This is a genomic window from Streptomyces sp. NPDC057280 (assembly GCF_042668605.1).
Classification (GTDB): domain Bacteria; phylum Actinomycetota; class Actinomycetes; order Streptomycetales; family Streptomycetaceae; genus Streptomyces.
Genome location: NZ_JBHUYR010000009.1, coordinates 86,849 through 108,548, shown reverse-complemented (window position 1 = coordinate 108,548; position 21,700 = coordinate 86,849). Strand labels below are relative to the sequence as shown.

At 68.6% G+C, this 21,700-nt stretch carries 17 protein-coding genes; 4 read left to right on the top strand and 13 right to left on the bottom strand.

What is annotated here, in order from left to right:
* The first annotated feature begins 7 nt into the window (after positions 1-7).
* Positions 8-1,072 (top strand): LacI family DNA-binding transcriptional regulator, encoded by a 1,065-nt coding sequence (locus ACFUO4_RS36700; protein ID WP_383493074.1) that lies wholly within the window; start codon positions 8-10, stop codon positions 1,070-1,072.
* 71 nt (positions 1,073-1,143) lie between these two features.
* On the opposite strand, the gene prcA is transcribed toward ACFUO4_RS36700, so the two are convergent.
* From prcA to arc, 6 genes are all read right to left on the bottom strand, one after another.
* Positions 1,144-1,881 (bottom strand): proteasome subunit alpha, encoded by a 738-nt coding sequence (gene prcA, locus ACFUO4_RS36695; protein WP_079311556.1) that lies wholly within the window; start codon positions 1,879-1,881, stop codon positions 1,144-1,146.
* Positions 1,882-1,947: 66 nt separating this feature from the next.
* Complete coding sequence (gene prcB, locus ACFUO4_RS36690) at positions 1,948-2,793, bottom strand: proteasome subunit beta (RefSeq protein WP_079311555.1); 846 nt, start codon at positions 2,791-2,793, stop codon at positions 1,948-1,950.
* Entirely contained in the window at positions 2,745-3,320 is a 576-nt protein-coding gene (locus ACFUO4_RS36685) for an endonuclease VII domain-containing protein (RefSeq protein WP_383493409.1), read from the bottom strand. The genes prcB and ACFUO4_RS36685 overlap by 49 nt, the downstream gene beginning before the upstream one ends.
* Positions 3,321-3,378: 58 nt before the next feature.
* Entirely contained in the window at positions 3,379-3,597 is a 219-nt protein-coding gene (locus ACFUO4_RS36680) for a ubiquitin-like protein Pup (protein ID WP_383493069.1), read from the bottom strand.
* A 188-nt stretch (positions 3,598-3,785) separates the two neighbouring features.
* Positions 3,786-5,297: a depupylase/deamidase Dop gene (dop, locus tag ACFUO4_RS36675; protein ID WP_383493066.1), complete on the bottom strand. Its 1,512-nt coding sequence runs from the start codon at positions 5,295-5,297 to the stop codon at positions 3,786-3,788.
* 245 nt (positions 5,298-5,542) lie between these two features.
* Positions 5,543-7,309 (bottom strand): proteasome ATPase, encoded by a 1,767-nt coding sequence (arc, locus tag ACFUO4_RS36670; RefSeq protein WP_079311552.1) that lies wholly within the window; start codon positions 7,307-7,309, stop codon positions 5,543-5,545.
* A 576-nt stretch (positions 7,310-7,885) separates the two neighbouring features.
* Here arc and ACFUO4_RS36665 point away from each other — a divergent pair.
* Entirely contained in the window at positions 7,886-8,191 is a 306-nt protein-coding gene (locus ACFUO4_RS36665) for a ferredoxin (RefSeq protein WP_079308557.1), read from the top strand.
* A 96-nt stretch (positions 8,192-8,287) separates the two neighbouring features.
* Here the strand turns inward: ACFUO4_RS36665 and ACFUO4_RS36660 are convergent, their stop codons facing one another.
* From ACFUO4_RS36660 to ACFUO4_RS36650, 3 genes are all read right to left on the bottom strand, one after another.
* Positions 8,288-8,866, bottom strand: coding sequence for a hypothetical protein (locus ACFUO4_RS36660; RefSeq protein WP_383493062.1), 579 nt, complete (start codon positions 8,864-8,866; stop codon positions 8,288-8,290).
* A gap of 208 nt (positions 8,867-9,074) precedes the next feature.
* A complete protein-coding gene (locus ACFUO4_RS36655; RefSeq protein WP_059196539.1) occupies positions 9,075-9,977 on the bottom strand; it encodes a tRNA (adenine-N1)-methyltransferase in 903 nt (300 codons plus the stop codon).
* A gap of 77 nt (positions 9,978-10,054) precedes the next feature.
* Complete coding sequence (locus ACFUO4_RS36650) at positions 10,055-11,620, bottom strand: site-2 protease family protein (RefSeq protein ID WP_383493059.1); 1,566 nt, start codon at positions 11,618-11,620, stop codon at positions 10,055-10,057.
* A gap of 175 nt (positions 11,621-11,795) precedes the next feature.
* Here ACFUO4_RS36650 and ACFUO4_RS36645 point away from each other — a divergent pair, with 175 nt between their 5' ends.
* Together ACFUO4_RS36645 and ACFUO4_RS36640 are read left to right on the top strand one after the other, a co-directional pair.
* Positions 11,796-12,773 carry a RecB family exonuclease gene (locus tag ACFUO4_RS36645; RefSeq protein ID WP_079308558.1) on the top strand — a complete coding sequence of 326 codons (978 nt, stop codon included), beginning with the start codon at positions 11,796-11,798 and terminating at the stop codon, positions 12,771-12,773.
* A gap of 14 nt (positions 12,774-12,787) precedes the next feature.
* Positions 12,788-13,459 (top strand): response regulator transcription factor, encoded by a 672-nt coding sequence (locus ACFUO4_RS36640; RefSeq protein WP_020141342.1) that lies wholly within the window; start codon positions 12,788-12,790, stop codon positions 13,457-13,459.
* 65 nt (positions 13,460-13,524) lie between these two features.
* Here ACFUO4_RS36640 and ACFUO4_RS36635 read toward each other — a convergent pair whose 3' ends face one another.
* The 4 genes from ACFUO4_RS36635 to metH all read right to left on the bottom strand — a co-directional run bounded on the left by ACFUO4_RS36635 (position 13,525) and on the right by metH (position 21,598).
* On the bottom strand, positions 13,525-15,102 hold the full coding sequence (locus ACFUO4_RS36635; RefSeq protein ID WP_383493056.1) for an ABC transporter substrate-binding protein: 1,578 nt from the start codon (positions 15,100-15,102) through the stop codon (positions 13,525-13,527).
* A gap of 67 nt (positions 15,103-15,169) precedes the next feature.
* Complete coding sequence (locus ACFUO4_RS36630; protein ID WP_383493053.1) at positions 15,170-16,774, bottom strand: ABC transporter substrate-binding protein; 1,605 nt, start codon at positions 16,772-16,774, stop codon at positions 15,170-15,172.
* A 422-nt stretch (positions 16,775-17,196) separates the two neighbouring features.
* Entirely contained in the window at positions 17,197-17,898 is a 702-nt protein-coding gene (locus ACFUO4_RS36625; protein ID WP_079308561.1) for an HAD family phosphatase, read from the bottom strand.
* Positions 17,899-18,082: 184 nt separating this feature from the next.
* Positions 18,083-21,598, bottom strand: a complete 3,516-nt coding sequence (metH, locus tag ACFUO4_RS36620; RefSeq protein WP_383493049.1) for a methionine synthase — start codon at positions 21,596-21,598, stop codon at positions 18,083-18,085.
* Positions 21,599-21,700 lie beyond the last annotated feature (102 nt).

Genomic DNA, 21,700 nt, shown 5'->3' with positions numbered 1-21,700 from the left:
ACGTACCATGTGCGCTGTTCCCCAGTCCAGACGAAAGAGCAGGCACACGGTGGCACGAGGAGGCAGCACCCGCCCCACCAGCCGGGACGTGGCCCAGGCGGCCGGAGTCTCCCAGGCCGCGGTCTCCCTCGTCCTCGGCGACAAATGGCGCGGCCGCGTCTCGGAGACCACCGCGGAACGAGTACGGGAAGCCGCACGGGAACTGGGCTACCGCCCCAACCTCGCCGCCCGCAATCTGCGTCTCGGGCACACCCGGACCGTCCTCCTCGTGGTCCCCGCCCTCACCACGGAGTTCTTCGCCGGCGTCTACACAGGCGCCGCCCGCGTCGCCGCCGAACGCGGCTTCGGCGTCGTCCTGTACCCCTCCCCCGAAGGCGTCGGCCCCGCCCGAGACCCCTTCGCCTCCGCCCAGGCCGCCCTCGACGGCATCATCGCCTCCTCCATGGCCGCCGACGCCCTCACCGCCATCCGCGGCGACCAACTCCCCCTCGTCATGCTCGACAGCGACCCCACAGGCAGCCTCGGCGCCGCCACCGTCAACCTCGACATCACCGACGGCACCCACCAGATCGCCGACCACCTCCTCGGCCTCGGCCACCGCCACTTCCTGCACCTCGCCGCCGACATCCCCTCCTGGACCTTCGAGGTACGCGCGCGTGCCCTGGCCGCACGACTGGCGGCGGTACCCGGCACCTCACTCCGGACCGCCCACACCCCCATGTCCATCGAAGGCGCCCTCGCGGCAACAGAAGCGGCCCTCGCCGCCCCCGGCCCCCACCACCCCACCGCCGTCGTCTGCGACGACGACAAACTCGCCGCCGGCGTCTACAAAGCCCTCCGCCGCCGCGGCCTGCGCATCCCCGACGACGTCTCCGTCACCGGCGTCGACGACATCGCCCTCGCCGCCGCCCTCGACCCCGAACTCACGACCGTACGACTCGACGCCGAACTCTTCGGCGAACGCGGCATGCAAGCCCTCCTGGACGTCCTGGACGGCCGCACACCCGACGCCGGGGACATCCCGGTCGAACTCGTCGTCCGAGCCTCCACAGCCCCACCCAGCACCCCCTGAACGCCCTGTGCCCCGGCCGGGAGACCCGGGCCGGGGCACAGAAGGGGTGAGCGCAAGAAACCGGGGACGAACTACTCCTCCTCGGAGCTCTCCGCCTCGGTCTCCGCACCATCGGTCTCCAGCAACCGCGCCAGCTGACGACCCACGATCCGCTTGAACTTCCGCTGCTGCGGACGCGTACGGTCCAGCACCGCGACCTCCAGCCGCTCCGCCGGAATCTCCCGCTGCGTACCGTTCGTGTCCCGCGACAACGCCTGCACCGCAAGCTTCAGCGCCTCGGCCAGGCTCATCCCGTCCTGATGACGCTGATCGAGATAGCTGCTGATCTGCTCCGCGTTACCACCGACCGCCACCGAGCCGTGCTCGTCCACGATCGAACCGTCATGCGGCAACCGATAGATCTGATCACCCTCGGCCGTGTCACCGACCTCCGCCACGACCAGCTCCACCTCGTACGGCTTCTCGGCCGCCGAGGAGAAGATCGTGCCCAGCGTCTGCGCGTACACGTTGGCGAGACCACGCGCGGTCACATCGTCACGGTCATAGGTGTACCCGCGAAGATCGGCGTACCGCACCCCACCGATCCGCAGGTTCTCGTACTCGTTGTACTTACCGGCGGCCGCGAAACCGATCCGGTCATAGATCTCGCTGAACTTGTGCAGCGCACGGGACGGGTTCTCACCGACGAACACAATGCCGTCGGCATACTGCAGCACGACCAGGCTGCGGCCACGCGCGATGCCCTTGCGGGCGTACTCCGCCCGGTCGGCCATCGCCTGCTGGGGGGAGACATAGAACGGCGTCGACACCGGTTATCCGTCCCTTTCTGTAGAAGTCACTGCGATCACCTGAACAAGAACCGGAGCGCCGGCCGCCTACAGCAGCGCGGCCCGCGGACCGTCAGGCTGCTCCAGACGCCGCTCCAGAATCGAGCGGGCGATGTCGGACGACTCCTCGTCCGTCAGCCGACGGAAACCGTCCTCGGTGATCACGGTGACGATCGGATAGATCCGGCGGGCGACATCGGGACCACCGGTCGCCGAGTCGTCGTCAGCCGCGTCGTACAGAGCCTGCACCACCAGCGTGGTCGCCTGCTCCTCGGTCAGATCGTCACGGAACAGCTTCTTCATCGCACCGCGCGCGAAGATCGAGCCGGAACCGGTCGCAGCGAAGTTGTGCTCCTCGGAACGACCGCCCGTGACGTCGTAGGAGAAGATCCGCCCCTTCTCCCGGTCGACGTCGTACCCCGCGAACAGCGGCACGACAGCCAGCCCCTGCATCGCCATGCCGAGATTGGACCGGATCATGGTCGACAACCGGTTGGCCTTGCCCTCCAGCGACAGCTGAGCGCCTTCCACCTTCTCGAAGTGCTCCAGCTCCAGCTGGAAGAGCTTCACCATCTCGACAGCGAGACCGGCGGTGCCGGCGATGCCGACGGCCGAGTACTCGTCCGCCGGGAACACCTTCTCGATGTCCCGCTGCGCGATGACATTGCCCATGGTGGCTCGCCGGTCACCGGCGAGCACGACGCCCCCGGGGAACGTCACGGCCACGATGGTCGTCCCGTGCGGCGCCTCGATGACGCCCTGGGTGGGCGGGAGTTGACGCTTGCCGGGCAGCAGCTCGGGCTGGTGCTCGGAGAGGAAGTCCATGAAGGACGAGGACCCTGGCGTCAGGAAGGCAGCTGGTAGACGCCCGGTGCTACGAGTGTTGGCTTCCACGCGATTCCTTCCAAGTAAGCGGCGGCCCGGCGGACGGCGTCGGGATCGTCTCCCAACTTGCCGATGGCCGAATTGCAGTTGAAGCACAGTACGCCACGGACCCTACCCGTCTTGTGGCAATGATCCACATGCACGGCCGGAGCCTTCAGACAGATCACACAGAGCCCCATCTGAGAGGCGACCATGGCATCGCGCTCAGCCACTGTCATGCCGTATTGACGCTTCAGATGACGGTCACGCCCTTCGACCGCACGGCAGGCCTTGCAAGCAGTCGATAGGCCGTCACTAGCTGTCCTGTTGCGGTCCCATTCAGAGTGCGGCTTGATCTCTCCGCAGCGTTGGCAGTATTTGTGCCCCGGAGGGGCATCTACCCTTGGCCGCGGTTTCCTTCCACGCGCATCCTGACGCTGCCGGTAGTACGCAGCGGAGCACTCGCGACAGTAGGCCTGCAAACCATCACGCATGGCCTTGTTGCTAGCGAAGGCCGCTCGCGGCTTGTACTGCTTACACCGCGAGCAGCGCTTCACCTCTTCGCCGTGATCCAACCCCGACTCCCCCGCCAGAGCCTTCGAATCGAAGGGGAAATCACTCTCCACCCTTCTGAACGAAGGATCGCACGAAGTCCTCGGCATTTTCTTCGAGGACGTCGTCAATCTCGTCCAGAACCGAGTCCACGTCATCGCTCAGCTTCTCGTGGCGCTCCTTGAGGTCCTCCGAGCCCTGCGCTTCCGCAGTCTGCTCCTCGGTCTCCTCCGTGGAGCGCGTCGCCTTCTGCTGGCCGCCGCCGGTGTCCTTGGTTGACATAACCCTCACCCCGCTCGTTTCGCCCGACATGGTCGCCAGGTCGGCTATCCGCCGATCGGTGATGATCAGACCCTACAAGCCGGGTCTGACATCGGCCCCGCAGTTTCCTCAACGTGCGGGGGCCACCTCGATGATTCCCGGACGGAGGGATTTCCACCCTGTCCGGCCGACACTCCCCGAGTACCCGCTCAGCCGCCCGAGAGGACCCTGACCAGGTCTTCCGCCGTGCGACAGCGGTCCAGGAGCTCCTTGACGTGATTTCGCGTTCCGCGTAGTGGTTCCAGGGTTGGGACCCGCTGGAGGGAGTCGCGGCCCGGGAGGTCGAAGATGACCGAGTCCCAGGAGGCCGCGGCGACGTCGTCGGCGTACTGCTCCAGGCAGCGGCCGCGGAAGTAGGCGCGGGTGTCCTCCGGGGGCTTCGTACGGGCCCGCTCGACGTCCGCCTCGTCCAGGAGCCGCTTCATGCGGCCGCGGGCCGCGAGGCGGTTGTAGAGGCCCTTCTCGGCGCGTACGTCGGCGTACTGGAGGTCGAGGAGGTGGAGTTTCGCGGCGTCCCAGTCGAGGCCGTCGCGGCGGCGGTAGCCCTCCATGAGCTCCCGCTTGGCGACCCAGTCGAGTTCGCCTGCGAGGCTCATGGGGTCGTTCTCGAGCCGGTTGAGAGTGTCTTCCCAGCGGGCGAGGACGTCCTTGGTCTGGTCGTCGGCGTCGGCGCCGAAGCGCTCTTCCACGTACTTGCGGGAGAGTTCGTAGTACTCCATCTGGAGTTGCACCGCGGTGAGTGTCCGGCCGCTGCGGAGGGTGACCAGCCGTTGCAGCGTCGGGTCGTGGGAGACCTGGTGGAGGGTGCGGACGGGCTGGTCGACCGCGAGGTCGACGGCGATGAAGCCGTCCTCGATCATCGAGAGGACCAGGGCCGTGGTGCCCAGCTTCAGGTACGTCGAGATCTCCGACAGGTTCGCGTCGCCGATGATCACGTGCAGGCGGCGGTACTTCTCGGCGTCGGCGTGGGGTTCGTCGCGGGTGTTGATGATCGGGCGCTTGAGGGTGGTCTCCAGTCCTACCTCGACCTCGAAGTAGTCGGCGCGCTGGCTGATCTGGAAGCCGTGTTCGTGGCCGTCCTGGCCGATGCCGACGCGGCCGGCGCCGGTGACCACCTGGCGGGAGACGAAGAAGGGGGTGAGGTGGCGCACGATGTCCGAGAAGGGGGTTTCCCGCTTCATCAGGTAGTTCTCGTGCGTGCCGTAGCTGGCGCCCTTGTTGTCGGTGTTGTTCTTGTAGAGGTGGATGGGCTGGGCGCCGGGGAGTGCGGCGGCGCGTTCGGCGGCTTCGGCCATGATGCGTTCGCCGGCCTTGTCCCAGAGGACGGCGTCGCGGGGGTTGGTGACTTCGGGGGCGCTGTATTCGGGGTGTGCGTGGTCGACGTAGAGCCTGGCGCCGTTGGTGAGGATGACGTTGGCGAGGCCGATGTCCTCGTCGGTGAGCTGGCTGGAGTCGGCGGCTTCGCGGGCGAGGTCGAAGCCTCGCGCGTCCCGTAGCGGGTTTTCCTCCTCGAAGTCCCAGCGGGCCCGGCGGGCCCGGTGCATCGCCGCCGCGTAGGCGTTGACGATCTGGGACGAGGTGAGCATGGCATTGGCGTTGGGGTGGCCGGGGACGGAGATCCCGTACTCCGTCTCGATGCCCATTACTCGCCGTACGGTCATGCGGCCCTCCTTGCCCGGCGGCGCCCTCGGTCGGGGGCGGCGCTCAAGTACCGCTGGCGCTCCGGTGCGTGTGCGGTGCCCGTCCCCGCACTGCGCGACTCGGCGGTACCGAAGAGCCTAGAACGGCTTTGCGCTGGTGGGGAGATCATTTGCGTCATTGCCTTGCACGCCTGTGGTTGTGACTGTGTCCTGGAAAACAGTCGGCTGCGGGTACCCGGTGAGGGCACCCGCAGCCGCCCTGCTTTTTACAGGTACTGACCGGTGTTCGCCACCGTGTCGATGGAGCGTCCGGTGTCGGCGCCCTGCTTTCCGGTGATGAGGGTACGGATGTAGACGATCCGCTCGCCCTTCTTTCCGGAGATGCGGGCCCAGTCGTCCGGGTTGGTGGTGTTGGGGAGGTCCTCGTTCTCCTTGAACTCGTCCACGCAGGCCTGGAGGAGGTGGGAGACGCGGAGTCCCTTCTGGTTGTGGTCGAGGAAGTCCTTGATGGCCATCTTCTTGGCGCGGCCGACGATGTTCTCGATCATGGCGCCGGAGTTGAAGTCCTTGAAGTAGAGGACTTCCTTGTCTCCGTTGGCGTAGGTGACTTCCAGGAAGCGGTTTTCCTCGGATTCGGCGTACATGTGCTCGACGGCCGTCTGGATCATGCTCTGGACGGTCGTTTCCTTGCTGCCGCCGTGCTCGCCGAGGTCGTCGGAGTGCAGGGGGAGGCGCTCGGTGAGGTACTTGCCGAAGATGTCCTTGGCGGCCTCGGCGTCGGGACGTTCGATCTTGATCTTCACGTCGAGTCGGCCGGGGCGCAGGATGGCGGGGTCGATCATGTCCTCGCGGTTGGAGGCGCCGATGACGACCACGTTCTGCAGGCCTTCCACGCCGTCGATCTCGGCGAGGAGCTGGGGGACGATGGTGTTCTCCACGTCCGAGCTGACGCCGGATCCGCGGGTGCGGAAGAGGGATTCCATCTCGTCGAAGAAGACGATGACGGGGGTGCCCTCGGAGGCCTTCTCGCGGGCACGCTGGAAGACGAGGCGGATCTGCCGCTCGGTCTCGCCGACGTACTTGTTGAGGAGTTCGGGGCCCTTGATGTTGAGGAAGAAGCTCTTGCCCTGGGCCTGTCCGGTGACCTCGGCGACCTTCTTGGCCAGCGAGTTGGCGACGGCCTTGGCGATGAGTGTCTTGCCGCATCCGGGGGGTCCGTAGAGCAGGACGCCCTTGGGCGGGCGGAGTTCGTGCTCCTTGAACAGGTCCGGGTAGAGGTACGGCAGTTCGACCGCGTCGCGGATGGCTTCGATCTGGCCGCCGAGGCCGCCGATCTGTTCGTAGCCGATGTCGGGGACTTCTTCGAGGACGAGTTCTTCGACCTCGCTCTTGGGCACGACTTCGTAGACGTAGCCGGAGCGGGGTTCGAGCAGGAGGGCGTCGCCGGGGCGGATGGTGATGTCCAGCAGTGGCTCGGCGAGCCTCACCACCCTTTCCTCGTCGGTGTGCCCCTGCACGAGGGCGCGTTCGCCGTCCTCGAGGATCTCCTTGAGGGTGACGATGTCGCCGACGCTCTCGAACTCCATGGCCTCGACCACGTTGAGTGCTTCGTTGAGCATCAGTTCCTGGCCGCGCCGGAGTTCTTCGAGGTCGACGCTGGGGCTGACGTTCACGCGGAGTTTGCGTCCTCCGGTGAAGATGTCGGCGGTGCCGTCCTCGTTGGCTTGCAGGAAGACGCCGAAGCCGGCCGGGGGCTGTGCGAGCCGGTCGACTTCTTCCTTGAGGGCCACGATCTGGTCGCGGGCCTCGCGGAGCGTGTTCGCGAGTCGCTCGTTCTGGGCGGACACGCCGGCCAGATTGGTCTGCAGCTCGACGATCCGCTCTTCGAGAATCCTCGTGTGCCGCGGAGAGTCGGCGAGCTTGCGTCGCAGGACGGCGATCTCCTGCTCAAGGTAGGCAATCTGCCCGGCCGGGTCGTCGGACCCTCGTCCCGGGCGGATGCCGCGGTTCATGTCGTCGTCGTGGGCTGCCACGGTCCTCACCTCCTCCAAGGGGAGCTGGACGCTTCCAGACCCTACCTGGGTGGGTGTCGATTGAAACCCCTAGATCACAAAGAGTGTCAAGGTGTGTCGTCGGTCACCCTGCGCTCTCCCTCACGCCGTCTGAATACCCAGTCAACGTGATTCAGAAGCCGACTGTTCCTGGGCGGGAGTGCTCGAAATCTTCCATGGCGGGGGTGAGTTGCGCGCAGCGCGGCCGGTCGGGGGCTCGTGGTGCCCGGTGATCGGGCCTTCGGTGCTTGTTTTCAGGGGGTGGGGGCGGTCGGGTGGTGGCGGGGTGGTGTTGACGGAGCGTGTGCGGGTGGGTGGGGTGCGTCATGGCGGGGGTGGCCGGTTCGGCGGCTGCCGGGTGGTGGCACGGGGGGGGCGCACGGGTGTGGGGTGGGGGTTTCTCGACCGGCGCGCGAGGTGTGATCGAGGGGTGTTCGAGGGGTACTCCACCGGCGCGCGATGAGGTGGGCGGGGTCCGGCGGGCTGGTCGGCGGCCGGGGGTTCGTAGGTTGGCGGGGGTAGGGTCGGGGGTGTTGAGCAGCGGAGGTGGCAGGAGACGTGAGCGTGCAGCAGGAGGCCGGGGTCGGCGGTGAGGCTCTGGAGGTCTGGATCGATCAGGATCTCTGTACCGGCGACGGCATCTGTGTCCAGTACGCGCCTGAGGTGTTCGAGCTGGACATCGACGGTCTGGCGTATGTGAAGGGCGCGGACGACGAGCTGCTGCAGTCCGCGGGTGCGTCGACGCCGGTGCCGCTGCCGTTGCTGACGGACGTGGTGGACTCGGCCAGGGAGTGCCCGGGCGAGTGCATTCATGTGCGCCGGGTGTCGGACGGGGTCGAGGTGTACGGGCCTGACGTGGCGTGACCGCGCGGAGGCGCCGGTCGGCGGTGTCGCTCCGGCCGGAACGCTTGGTGTCGCTCTGTCAGTTGTCCGCCGTCGTGGTGGCGTGCTGAGCGGGGCTCAGACGCTCTGTGCGCCGGCCGGGGTGGAGCGCAGGAAGGTGCCGTTCTTCCACTGCCATTTCGCGCTGGTCCGCACGTCCGGGCAGCAACTGGGTACGGAGGCCGAGGAGTAGCCGAGTGTGTCGGCGAGGACGCTGGCGTCGGAGACGGCGAGGGTCTTGACGGTGGTGCGGTCCTTGGGGTCGATCAGGGTGGCCACGACGCGGGGTTTCTTGGCGTCGGCGGCCTGGGTGAGGACGTAGACGCCGTCGGGCGGGGTGCCCATGGGGGCGTCGCAGTGGACGACCGCGACGGTCTCGGGGCGGCCGTCGCCGTCGAGGTCGCCGGTGGCCTTCTTCACCACCAGGGCTTTGACGGGGCCGCAGTCGATCGGGAAGTCGACGTGGGCCGGGTTCGGGGCGGTGACGGTCGGGGGGGCCTGCTGCGACTGCGGGCCGGCGGCCTGGGCGGCGGTGGCCGGATTCGGCTGGAGGACCGAGGAGAGGGCCACGACGCCTGCCACGGCGGTGGCGGTGGCCACCCAGTGGATCGGGCGGGTGTGCGTGTGAGCGAGTTCCGGAACCGCGGAGTGCTGCACTAGGGGTGACTCCCGAGAGGGCTGTGGCGGTGGGGGTGTCCCGCATGGTGCCACACGTCACAGGGGAGCGGAACGGCGGGGTCGGTGGTTGTCGCCCGGGCCTCGGGGCCGGGGGCGCCGGCAACGAAAAGGCGCCGGGGCCGAGTTCCTGAGCTGGTGTCGGGAACTCGGCCGCGGCGCGGTTGCGTTGTACGCGGCACGGGCCGCGTCAGCGGCCGGAGCCGCCGTCGGCGTTGGGGCCGGCGTAGTCCTCGCCGTAGGCGCCCTTGGCGGGGCGGCGGCGGCGCATGGGCGGCTCGACGCCGTCGGCGAGGCGACGGGCGGTGAGCAGGAAGCCGGTGTGGCCGATCATCCGGTGGTCCGGGCGGACGGCGAGGCCCTCGATGTGCCAGTTGCGGATCATCGACTCCCAGGCGGTCGGCTCGTTGAAGGAGCCGATCTCGCGGATGGACTCGACGGTCCGGGCGAGCTGGGTGGTGGTGGCGACGTAGCAGCAGAGGATGCCGCCGGGGACGAGCGCCTTGGAGACGGCCTCGAGGCATTCCCAGGGGGCGAGCATGTCGAGGATGACGCGGTCGACGTCGGTGTCGGACAGGTTGTCCTGGAGGTCGCCGACGGTGAGCTGCCAGGCGGGGTGGGGGCCGCCGAAGTAGCGCTCGACGTTCTGCTGGGCGATCTCCGCGAAGTCCTCGCGGCGCTCGTAGCTGTGCAGCATGCCCTGGTCGCCGATGGCGCGCAGCAGGAAGCTGCTGAGCGAGCCGGAGCCGACGCCGGCTTCGACGACGCGTGCGCCGGGGAAGATGTCGGCGAAGGCGAGGATCTGTCCCGCGTCCTTCGGGTAGACGACGGCTGCCCCGCGGGGCATGGACAGGACGTAGTCGGGGAGCAGGGGGCGCAGCGCGAGGTAGGCGACGTTACCGGTGGTGCGGACAACGCTGCCCTCGGGAGCGCCGATCAGCTCGTCGTGGGGGAAGGAACCCTTGTGGGTGTGGAAGTTCTTTCCCTCTTCGAGCGTGAACGTGTAGTGGCGGCCCTTGGGGTCGGTCAGCTGAACCTGGTCCCCGACCTTGAAGGGCCCGCGCCTGCGGGCGGCACCGGTCGGTTCGGACATGTGAACAGACTACCGGCGTTTCGGAGGGCCGCCGACCACCAGGAAGCCCTGAGCACCGCTTGAGGAGAGCGGTGCTCTCAGCTCGGGCGGGCCATGGCCTTGACGAAGGCGCGCTCGACATCGGCGGCGGACAGGACGCCGTAGATCTCGCCGGTGTCCTCGACCACGAGGTATTCGGTGGCGGGGGTGGCGCGCAGGGCGTCGAGGAGGTCCTCCCCGGCCAGTTCCGCGGAGACGCGCATGCCGTCGGTGAGGTCCTGGGCGAGGCCGCTGACGGCGACCCAGGGGCGGCGGTGTTCGGGGACGCCGACGATGGCGGCCTCGCGGACGAGGGAGAGGGGTTCGCCGTCGGTGTCGACGACGACGAGGGCGCGGGCGCCGGCTTCGTTGGCGCGGCGCAGGGCCTCGGAGAGGGGGGTGTCGGTCTCGACGGGGACGGCGCGGCGGGTGAGGTTGCGGGCGCGGAGTTCCGGGAGGTGTTCGCGCAGGCGGGCCATGCGGAGGCTGTTGCCGGCGCCGGTCCAGATGATGGCGGCGAGGATCGCGGCGAGCAGGGCGTCCATGACGGTGTCCATGCCGACGTTGTCCTCGGCGTTGGAGCCGAGCGCTCCGGACTGGGTGAGCAGCGGGAGGCCGATGAGGACCGAGACGGCGAGGGCGCGGCCGACCCAGGCGGCGGCGATGGTGCCGCTCATGGGCTTGCCGGTGATCTTCCAGACGACGGCGCGGAGCATGCGGCCGCCGTCGAGGGGCAGGCCCGGCAGGAGGTTGAAGGCGGCCACGATGAGGTTGGAGATCATCAGGCCGGCGAGGAGGACGCCGGGGACGGTGCCGGGTTCGACGGGCTGGAGGGCGACGTAGAAGAGGCCGGCGAGGACGAGGGAGAGCAGGGGGCCGACGAAGGCCAGCACGAACTCGCGGCCGGGGGTCTCGGCTTCCTTCTCGATCTCGGAGACGCCGCCGAAGAACTGGAGCTGGATGCGGCGTACGGGGAGCTTGAAGCGGAGGGCGGCGACCGTGTGGGCCAGTTCGTGGACGAGGACGGAGGCGTAGAAGGCGACGGCGAAGAAGAGGGAGACGAGGTAGCGGGCGGCGCCGAGTTCGGGCAGGACGCGGTCGAGCTGTCCGCCGAAGACCCAGGTGATGAGGGCGGCCACGAGGAACCAGCTGGGCGCGACGTACACGGGCACGCCGAAGGGGCGTCCCATGAGCAGTCCGCCACCGGGTTCGCGCTGCCGCTGGGGCGGGCGGGTCTTGGTGGTGCCGGTGTGGGCGAGGGTGCGGTGGTCGTGGGCCGGGTCCTGGCGCTCGTTGTGAGGCCTGTCCTCGTCGTGGGGGGTGGGGGTGTCCGGCGTCGGGTGGTCTTCGACGCCGTCGGCGGTTCCGCCGGTCTCGGTGGCGTCGCCGGTGGTGTGGTCGTCCGTCGCCGTGTCCTGGCCCTGCGCCTCGGCGTCCGTGGTGCCCGTGCCTGAGTCGCTCGCCGGGCGGGGAGTGCTTGAGCTGCTCGGCGTGCTTGAGCCATGCGGCTTGTCCCGCTGCCCCTCCCCCGTGGTGGGGTCGGCGGCCGGGGTCGTAGGGCCTGCGTGCTGGGTCGGCTCGTCGTTGCCGGACCGCGGCTGCCCGCTCCCGCCGCTCTCGTCCACGGTGTCCCCTCGTTCGAAGCGTCTTCCGCGCCTGCCGGCGGAAGGGTCTCGGGGTCGATGGTATGCGGCGGTCGTGACGCGTTCCGCCCCGGCACCCCCTGTGTTTCCCGGGCTGTCGTGCGGGTCCGGGCGGCGGGTGGGTCACTGTCAGTGGTGGGCCGTAAGGTCTGTGGGCATGGAGACGAGCACCGAGGGCGCGGCGGAGGCCGCCGGCGGCGGGGTCGCGGACGTGGATCCGCCGGTCGTGGGCGAGCAGGCGGCGACGGCACAGGACGTGACGGTCATGGCCGAGGCGCGTGTCGCCATAGCGCCCGCGTCGCTGTCGCCGTCGCGGGCGAGCGACTTCATGCAGTGCCCGTTGCTGTACCGGTTCCGGGTGATCGACCGGTTGCCGGAGAAGCCGAGCGAGGCGGCGACGCGGGGGACTTTGGTGCATGCGGTGTTGGAGCGGTTGTTCGACGCTCCGGCCGGTGAGCGGACGGCGCCGCGGGCCAGGTCGCTGGTTCCGGGGCAGTGGGACCGGTTGCGGGAGTCGCGGCCCGAGGTCGTGGAGCTGTTCGCCGACGATCCAGAGGGTGAGCGGCTGGCGCGGTGGCTCGGGGAGGCCGAGCAGTTGGTGGAGCGGTGGTTCAGTCTGGAGGATCCGACGCGGCTGGAGCCTGCCGAGCGGGAGTTGTTCGTCGAGGCGGAGCTGGAGTCGGGGCTGCGGCTGCGCGGGATCATCGACCGGGTGGATGTGGCGCCCACGGGTGAGGTGCGGATCGTCGACTACAAGACGGGCAAGGCGCCGCGGCCGGAGTACGCCGAGGGTGCGCTGTTCCAGATGAAGTTCTACGCGCTGGTGGTGTGGCGGCTGAAGCAGGTCGTGCCGCGGCGGTTGCAGCTGGTGTATCTCGGCAGTGGTGACGTGCTGACGTACGACCCGGTGCCGGCGGATCTGGAGCGGGTGGAGCGGAAGTTGCTGGCGCTGTGGGAGGCGATCCGGCTGGCGACGGAGACGGGTGACTGGCGTCCGCGGCCGACGAAGCTGTGCGGCTGGTGTGACCACCAGGCGCACTGCCCGGAGTTCGGCGGTACTCCCCCGCCGTATCCGCTGCCGGTGAGGGCGGCCGAGTCGGGCGGGGCGTCGCAGGGCAGAATGGGGCCGGACTAGCGAAGGAGTGTCACGTGGCCATCCGCGTCCTACTGGTCGACGACCAGCCGCTGCTGCGTACCGGCTTCCGGATGATTCTGGAGGCGGAGCAGGACATCGCTGTGGTCGGTGAGGCCGGAGACGGCCTTCAGGCGCTCGACCAGGTGCGGGCGTTGCAGCCCGACGTGGTTCTCATGGACATCCGTATGCCCCGGATGGACGGCGTCGAGGCGACCCGGCAGATCACCGGGCCGGGGCGGGACGGTCCGGCGAAGGTGCTGGTGCTGACCACGTTCGATCTCGACGAGTACGTGGTGGAGGCGCTGCGTGCGGGGGCCAGCGGTTTCCTGTTGAAGGACGCGCCGGCCAACGAACTGGTGCAGGCGATCCGGGTGGTGGCGGCGGGTGAGGCGATGCTCGCGCCGAGCATCACGCGGCGGCTGCTCGACAAGTACGCCACGCATCTGCCGTCGGGTGACGAGCCGGTGCCGGACACGCTGCACACGCTCACCGACCGTGAGGTGGAGGTGCTGAAGCTGGTGGCGCGGGGGTTGTCGAACGCGGAGATCGCGGCTGATCTGTTCGTCAGCGAGACCACGGTGAAGACGCATGTGGGGCATGTGCTGACGAAGCTGGGGCTGCGGGACCGGGTGCAGGCGGCGGTGTACGCCTACGAGAGCGGGCTGGTGCGGCCCGGCGCGCAGTAGCGGTACGGAAGAACATCGAGGGCGCCCCTCCTGGGAGTGGGCGCCCTTGGTGTTTCCGGGGCTGGTCAGCCCTTGCTGATCTCCCAGAAGCGGAAGACGGTGGAGGCGTCGAGGCAGTACTCGAGGCCGTAGACGTTGTCGCGGACGACGGCGTACTGCTTGGCCTGCCACAGGGGCAGGACGGGGAGTTCGGCGGCGACGACGTCCTGGAGGTGGCCGAAGTCGCTGTCGGTCGCGGCGCGGTCGCTCTGGGCGGCGGTGCGCGGGATGAGCGTGTCGGTGATCGTGCTGTTGGTGTAGTTGTTGCTCAGCACGTTGCCCTCGCCGAAGAAGGGGGCGGTGAAGTTGTCGGCGTCCGGGTAGTCGGGGACCCAGCCCTTCACGTAGACGCCGTACTTGCCCTTGGCTATGTCCTTCTCGTACTGGTCGTAGGCGACGGACTTGACGTCGGCGTCGAAGAGGCCGCTGTCGTTGAGCTGGGCGGCGATGGCCTTGAGTTCCTGGTCGGTGGAGGGGCCGTAGCGGGTGGGGGTGGACCAGAGGGTGAGCTTGACCTTGCCGGTGATGCCCTCGGTGTTCAGGGCGGCGGCGGCCTTGGCCTTGGAGGGGCGGGCGCCGTAGGTGTCGAAGAAGGCCGTGTTGTGGCCCGCGATGCCGGCCGGGATGATCGAGTACAGCGAGGTGGCGGTGCCCTGGTAGACCTGCGCCATGAGGGCGTCGCGGTCGAGCAGGTAGGCGATGGCCTTGCGGACGCCGAGCTTGCCGGCGACGGGGTCGTCCATGTTGAAGACGAGGTGCTGGACCTCGGCGCTGGTGCCCTCGACGAGTTCGACGTCGGCGTCGGTGCCGGCGGCCTCGATGTCGGAGATGTCGCTCGCGCTGAGGCCTCGGTAGGCGATGTCGATCTTGTCGTCGGTGAGGTCCTGCTTGAGCTGGGCCTGGTCGACACCGAACTTCAGGGTGACGCCGGAGTTCTTGATCTTGGCGGTGCCCTCGTAGTTCTCGTTGACGGAGAAGACGGCCTCGCCGTCGTCGAACGAGTCGAGCTTGTAGGGGCCGGAGCCGACGGCCTCGCCGTCCTCGCGGAGCTTGCCGGCGTCGTACTGCCGGTGGTCGACGATGGAGCCGGCGCCGGAGGCGATCTTGCTGGGGAAGGTGGCGTCGGGCGTGTTCAGCTGGAACACGACCGTCTTCTCGTTCGGTGTCTCGACCTTGTCGAGCATGGGGAACATGATCGCGGGGCCGGCGTCGTCGTTGATCTTCAGCATGCGGTCGAAGGAGAACTTGACGTCCTCCGAGGTGAGGTCGTCACCGTTGCTGAACTTCAGGCCGTCCTTCAGCGTGCACTTGTAGACCTTGGTCTCGGTGTCGCTGAACCTGCAGCTCTCGGCGGCTTCCGGCACCGGCTCCGTGCCGCCCTTGGGGAAGCTGAGCAGGGACTGGAAGACGTTGTTGAACAGCAGCCACGAGCCGGGGTCGTAGCCGGAGGCCGGGTCGGTGGCGAGGACGTCGTCGGACATCCCCATCACCACGGTGGAGCCACCGCTTCCGGATTCTCCGTTCTCCGAGCCGCAGCCGGTCAACAGGCCGGAGGCCAGCCCCGCCATGATGGGCAGGACCGGCCACTGGTTGCGCAGGTTCACGTGCGAGTGCCTTGTCGTCGGGTGTCGGATCCCGGGGCCGGCCGTCCCGTGCCCCGGGCAGGGACGATCAGCCGCTCACACCACGGCCGAGCTCCCACAGCTGAAGGGTGGAGGAGGAGTTGAGCACGTAGGCGGTGCCGGTGATGTCGTCGCGGGCGGCGACGTACTGCTTGCCCTGCCACAGCGGCAGCACCGGGACGTCGCGGGCGACGATGTCCTGGATGTCGGTGAGGCTGGTGGAGGCGGACAGCCGGTCGGCCTGGCGGCGGGATTCCGGGATCAGGGTGTTGCGGATCTTGCTGTTGGCGTAGGGCGAGCCGAGGAAGTTGTCCTTGTCGAGGAACGGCGCGAGGTAGTTGTCCGCGTCGGGGAAGTCCGGGAACCAGCCCATGCCGTAGACGTCGTACGTGCCCTTCTGCTCGGCCGGGCGGAAGGTCTTCCAGGGTTCGCCCTTGATGCTGACGTCGAACAGGCCGGAGGCGTTGAGCTGCTGCTGGAGCTGCTCGAACTCCTTCTTGGTGGCCGACCCGTAGTGGTCGGTGGTGTAGTGCAGGGTCAGCTTCACCGGCGTGGTGATGTTCGCCCCGCTCAGGAAGGCCGCGGCCTTGGTCTTGCTGGGGTCGCCGTACTGGTTGAAGAACGAGTTGGAGTGGCCGATGATGCTCGCCGGCACCAGCGAGAACAGCGGTTCGGCCTCGGAGCCGTAGACCTTGGAGACGAGTTCGCTGCGGTTGATGATCTGGGCCATCGCCTGACGCACGGCCTTGGTCTTGACCGTGGGGGCGTTGGTGTTGAAGGCCAGGTAGCGGATCTCCAGACCGGGCATCTCGACGAGGTCGACATCGCTGTCGGAGGACGCGGAGAGCTTCTCGATCTGCTCGGGCGACATGGTGCGGGTCATGACGTCGATGTCACCGTTGTCGATGGCGGTGCCCATGGCGTCGGCGTCCGCGAAGGTGCGCAGTTCGACCTTGTCGTTGTTCACCTTCAGGATCCCCTTGTAGTTGGGGTTCTTGGTGAACACGGCGCTGACCAGCTGGTCGTCCTTGACCTCGGCGGACATGGTGTACGGGCCGGAGCCGTCGAGGTCGAAGCCGTCGCGCAGGCTCTTGGCCGGGTAGTCGTCGGGGTTGAGGATGCCGGCGACGGGGGTCGAGAGCTTGTACGGGAAAGTGGCGTCGGCCGTCTTGAGGTGGAAGATCACCTCGCGGTCGCCCTGGGTCTCGACGGTGTCGATGGTGGAGAGCAGGCCGACCGGGCCGCCCTCGACGTTGATGTTCCGCGCGCGGTCGATGGAGTACTTGACGTCCTCGGCGGTGACGGCGTCGCCGTTGGCGAACTTCAGGCCCGGGCGCAGCTTGCAGGCGTAGCGCTCGTTGCCGGTGTCGGTGAAACCGCAGCTCTGGGCGGCCTCGGGCACGGGCTCGCCCTCGCCGCGCGGCTGGATCATCAGGGTCTGCACGGTCTGGCGCAGGATGTTCCAGATGCCGGCGTCGTAGGCGTAGGCCGGGTCGAGGGGCGCGGGGGCATCCTTCGAGGCAGTGACCGCGTCCGTGGTGCCGACGACTATCGCGTCTCCGCCGCCGCTGCTGCCGTCGGACCCGCCGCAGGCGGCGAGCACCGGCGCGAGCAGACCGATCACGGCCGGCAGCACCAAAGTCTTGCGGTTCATGCTCGAGTTTCTCCAGAGCTGTCGAGTCCGTGTACCCGGCATGCATGGGTGGTGCGGCGGATCCACGGGGGGTGCGGTGATGTTCTCGCGACGAGATTAGTCCGCGCCCGCAGAGGGGTTCGCAGGCACCGGAGTTGAGGTGCCATCACGGAGCGAAACCGGGTGCGGACACACCGAAAACCCGACAGGGGAAGGATTAGTGCAGGTTTCCATCAATCGGGACACAAGGGCACGGCACAATCCCCGCATTGCGGGCCGCAGGCACAGACCTGGCCACCTGTCGACCTTGCACGGAAGTGGGGAACGTCACACGCTCAACCAAGTGTACGGACACCGGAATTCGGCCAGCCGTCAAGATTCGAATTCCTTTGCGCGTGGCCCGGAAATACTTCCGCTATCCGCGATGCACGCTGGGTGAACGTTCAGCGCATTTCCGTCATCAGGCCGCGCAGAAATGCCAGGTCGACCTCCTCGAGCGAGGTGACGACGGTGCGCCGGGCGGCGGGGGCGATGGGCGCGACGGACGGCACGGCCACGACGTGGCAGCCGGCGGCCTCGGCGGCGGCGACCCCGGTGGCGGTGTCCTCGATGACGGCGCATCTGGCCGGGTCGACGCCGAGTCCCGCGGCGGCGAAGAGGTACGGGTCGGGGTGCGGCTTGGTGCGCGCCACCTCGTCGCCGGCGACGGTGAGGGCGAAGTGCTGGGGGCCGAGGGAGGTGAGCACCCGGTCGATGATGCGCCGGTGGGAGGCGGAGACCAGCGCCGTGGGGACCTCGTACTCGGAGAGTTCGGCCAGCAGCCGCAGGGCGCCCGGCATCAGCGGCAGAGCGCGGCCGATGCGGTCCTCGAAGCCCTCGTTGAGCAGCACCGTGAGTTCGGGGAGGGTGATGTCGGCGCCGGTCGCCTCGATCAGGAACCCCGCGCTGCGGGTCATGGGACCGCCGACGACGACATGGCGCCAGGAGTCGTCGAGGGTGTGGCCGAGTCCGGCGAAGATCTCCACCTCGACGTCCCACCAGAAGCCCTCGGTGTCCACCAGGGTGCCGTCCATGTCGAGCAGCACAGCCTGCAGGGCTGAGCCTTCGGCCGTACGGGTTCCGAGCGCGGGGACCGTACTGGTCATGTAGGCGCACCTCCTTGAGGGACGATCAGGCCGGTTCCCATGGAGGGAACCGGCCTGCGATGGACCGTCCAGTGTACGACTGTCCCGGAGGATGCGCCTCGTTTAATCGAGGTGGTCCGGGGCACATCTCAAGTACCGCCGGGGGCCGTCTTGAGCTGCGCTTATGTGCCCCTCGAGCACCTTTCTAGCGAGCGTTGAAGTACTTCGCCTCCGGGTGGTGGATCACGATCGCGTCCGTGGACTGCTCGGGGTGCAGCTGGAACTCCTCGGACAGGTGAACGCCGATGCGCTCCGGCTGGAGCAGGTCGGCGATCTTGGCGCGGTCCTCCAGGTTGGGGCAGGCGCCGTAGCCGAGGGAGAAACGCGCGCCCCGGTACTTCAGGGCGAACATGTCCTCGATGTCGCTCGGGTCCTCACCGGCGAAGCCGAGTTCCGAACGCACGCGGGCGTGCCAGTACTCGGCGAGGGCCTCGGCCAACTGGACGGACAGGCCGTGCAGTTCGAGGTAGTCGCGGTAGGCGTTGGCCTCGAAGAGCTTGGCGGTCTGCTCGCCGATGCGGGAGCCGACGGTGACGACCTGGAGGCCGACGACATCGGTCTCCCCCGACTCCTCCGGGCGGAAGAAGTCCGCCAGGCACAGGCGGCGGCCGCGGCGCTGGCGGGGGAAGGTGAAGCGGGTGCGCTCGTTGCCCTGGTCGTCGAGGATGATCAGGTCGTCGTCCTTGGAGACGCACGGGAAGTAGCCGTAGACGACGGCCGCTTCGAGCAGGTTCTCCGTCTGGAGCCGGTCGAGCAGCCCGCGCAGCCGGGGCCGGCCCTCGGTCTCGACGAGTTCCTCGTAGGTCGGACCGTCACCGGTGCGGGCCTGCTTCAGGCCCCACTGGCCCTTGAAGAGGGCGCCCTCGTCGAGCCAGGAGGCGTACTCCTTGAGCTGGATGCCCTTGATGACGCGGGTGTCCCAGAACGGCGGGGTGGGGATGGGGTTGTCGGTCGCGACGTCGGAGCGGACGTGCCCCTCTTCGGGCCGCTCCTCCTCGACCTGTACGGAACCGGCGCGCACCCGGCGCTGCTTGAGCTCGGGCAGGGCCGCGCCGGGCACGCCGCGCTTGACGCCGATGAGGGCGTCCATCAGGCGCAGGCCCTCGAACGCGTCGCGGGCGTAGCGGACTTCGCCCTGGTAGATCTCGTGGAGGTCCTGTTCGACGTAAGCGCGGGTGAGGGCGGCGCCGCCGAGGATGACCGGGTAGTCGGCGGCCATGCCACGGGCGTTGAGCTCCTCCAGGTTCTCCTTCATGATCACCGTGGACTTCACCAGCAGCCCCGACATGCCGATCACATCGGCCTTGTGCTCCTCGGCTGCCTCGAGGATCGCGGAGACCGGCTGCTTGATGCCGAGGTTGACCACGTTGTAGCCGTTGTTGGACAGGATGATGTCGACGAGGTTCTTGCCGATGTCGTGCACGTCCCCGCGGACCGTGGCCAGCACGATGGTGCCCTTGCCCTCGGCGTCCGACTTCTCCATGTGCGGTTCGAGGTAGGCGACCGCCGACTTCATCACCTCGGCGGACTGGAGCACGAACGGCAGCTGCATCTGGCCGGAGCCGAACAGCTCACCGACGACCTTCATACCGTCCAGGAGCGTGTCGTTGACGATGTCCAGCGCCGGGCGGGTCTGGAGGGCAGCGGCCAGATCCTCTTCCAGGCCGTTCTTCTCGCCGTCGATGATGCGGCGCTTGAGGCGCTCCTCCAGCGGCAGCGCGGCCAGTTCCTCGGCCTTGCCGGCCTTCAGCGACTTGGCGGTGGCGCCCTCGAACAGCGCCATCAGCTTCTGCAGCGGGTCGTAGCCCTCGGCACGCCGGTCGTAGATCAGGTCCAGGGCCGTCTGGACCTCTTCCTCGCTGAACCGGGCGATCGGCAGGATCTTCGAGGCGTGCACGATCGCCGAGTCCAGGCCCGCCTTGACGCACTCGTCCAGGAAGACGGAGTTCAGCAGGATGCGGGCGGCCGGGTTGAGGCCGAAGGAGATGTTCGACAGGCCCAGCGTGGTCTGCACGTCCGGGTGGCGGCGCTTGAGCTCGCGGATCGCCTCGATGGTGGCGATGCCGTCCTTGCGGGACTCCTCCTGACCGGTGCAGATCGTGAAGGTCAGGGTGTCGATGAGGATGTCGGACTCGTGGATGCCCCAGTTGCCGGTCAGGTCCTCGATCAGCCGTTCGGCGATCTCGACCTTCTTCTCCGGGGTGCGGGCCTGGCCCTCCTCGTCGATGGTCAGCGCGATCAGCGCCGCCCCGTGCTCCTGGGCGAGCCGGGTGACCTTCGCGAAGCGGGACTCGGGGCCGTCGCCGTCCTCGTAGTTGACGGAGTTGATGACCGCACGCCCGCCGAGCTTCTCCAGACCGGCCTGGATGACGTCGACCTCGGTGGAGTCCAGCACGATCGGCAACGTCGACGCGGTCGCGAAGCGGCCCGCCAGTTCCTTCATGTCGGCGACGCCGTCGCGGCCGACGTAGTCCACGCACAGGTCGAGCATGTGCGCGCCCTCGCGGATCTGGTCGCGGGCCATCTCCACACAGTCGTCCCAGCGGCCCTCCAGCATCGCCTCACGGAACTTCTTCGACCCGTTGGCGTTCGTGCGCTCACCGATCGCCATGTACGACGTGTCCTGACGGAACGGGACGGTCTGGTAGAGGGAGGCGGCGCCCGGCTCGGGGCGCGGGTGGCGCTCTGCGGGGGTCAGGTCGCGGACGCGTTCGACGACCTGGCGCAGGTGCTCGGGCGTGGTGCCGCAGCAGCCGCCGATGAGGCTCAGGCCGTAGTCGCGGACGAAGTTCTCCTGGGCGTCGGCCAGGCCCTCGGGGTCGAGGGGGAAGTGCGCGCCGTCCTTGGTGAGGATGGGCAGGCCCGCGTTCGGCATGCACAGCAGGGGGATGCGGGAGTGCCGGGTGAGATAGCGCAGGTGCTCGCTCATCTCGGCGGGGCCGGTGGAACAGTTCAGGCCGATCATGTCGATGCCGAGCGGCTCCAGCGCGGTCAGCGCGGCGCCGATCTCGGAGCCCAGGAGCATGGTGCCGGTCGTCTCGAAGGCCATGGAGACCACGAGGGGTACGTCTGCGCCGAGAGCCTCCATGGCACGGCGGGCGCCCAGGACGGAGGCCTTGGTCTGCAGGAGGTCCTGGGTGGTCTCGACGATCAGCGCGTCGGCGCCGCCCGCGAGCAGACCCTCGACGTTGGCCTGGTAGCCGTCGCGGATGGTGGCGTAGTCGATGTGGCCGAGGGTGGGCAGCTTGGTGCCGGGGCCGACGGAGCCGAGGACCCAGCGCTGGCGGCCGTCGCGGGCGGTGAACTCGTCGGCGGCCTCGCGGGCGATGCGGGCGCCGGCCTCGGACAGTTCGTGAACCCGGTCGGCGATGTCGTACTCGGAGGCGGCCGTGTGGTTGGACCCGAAGGTGTTGGTCTCGACGCAGTCGACGCCCACCGCGAAGTACGCGTCATGGACGGAGCGGACGATGTCCGGGCGCGTCACGTTGAGGATCTCGTTACAGCCTTCGAGGTTCTCGAAGTCCTCGAGCGTGGGGTCCTGCGCCTGCAGCATGGTGCCCATGGCTCCGTCGGCGACCACCACACGGGTGGCGAGCGCCTCGCGGAGCGCGGACACACGGGCCCGGCTGTCGGCGGAAGGGGACGGTGGCAACGAGGCCATGAAAGGGCTCCCTTTGGGTGCGACGGCTGTCGGCTTTGCGTCCTGCCGTGGGGCTTCCCACAGCGGGCGCACGCGGCCAGGGTAGCCGGGACCGGCACCGTA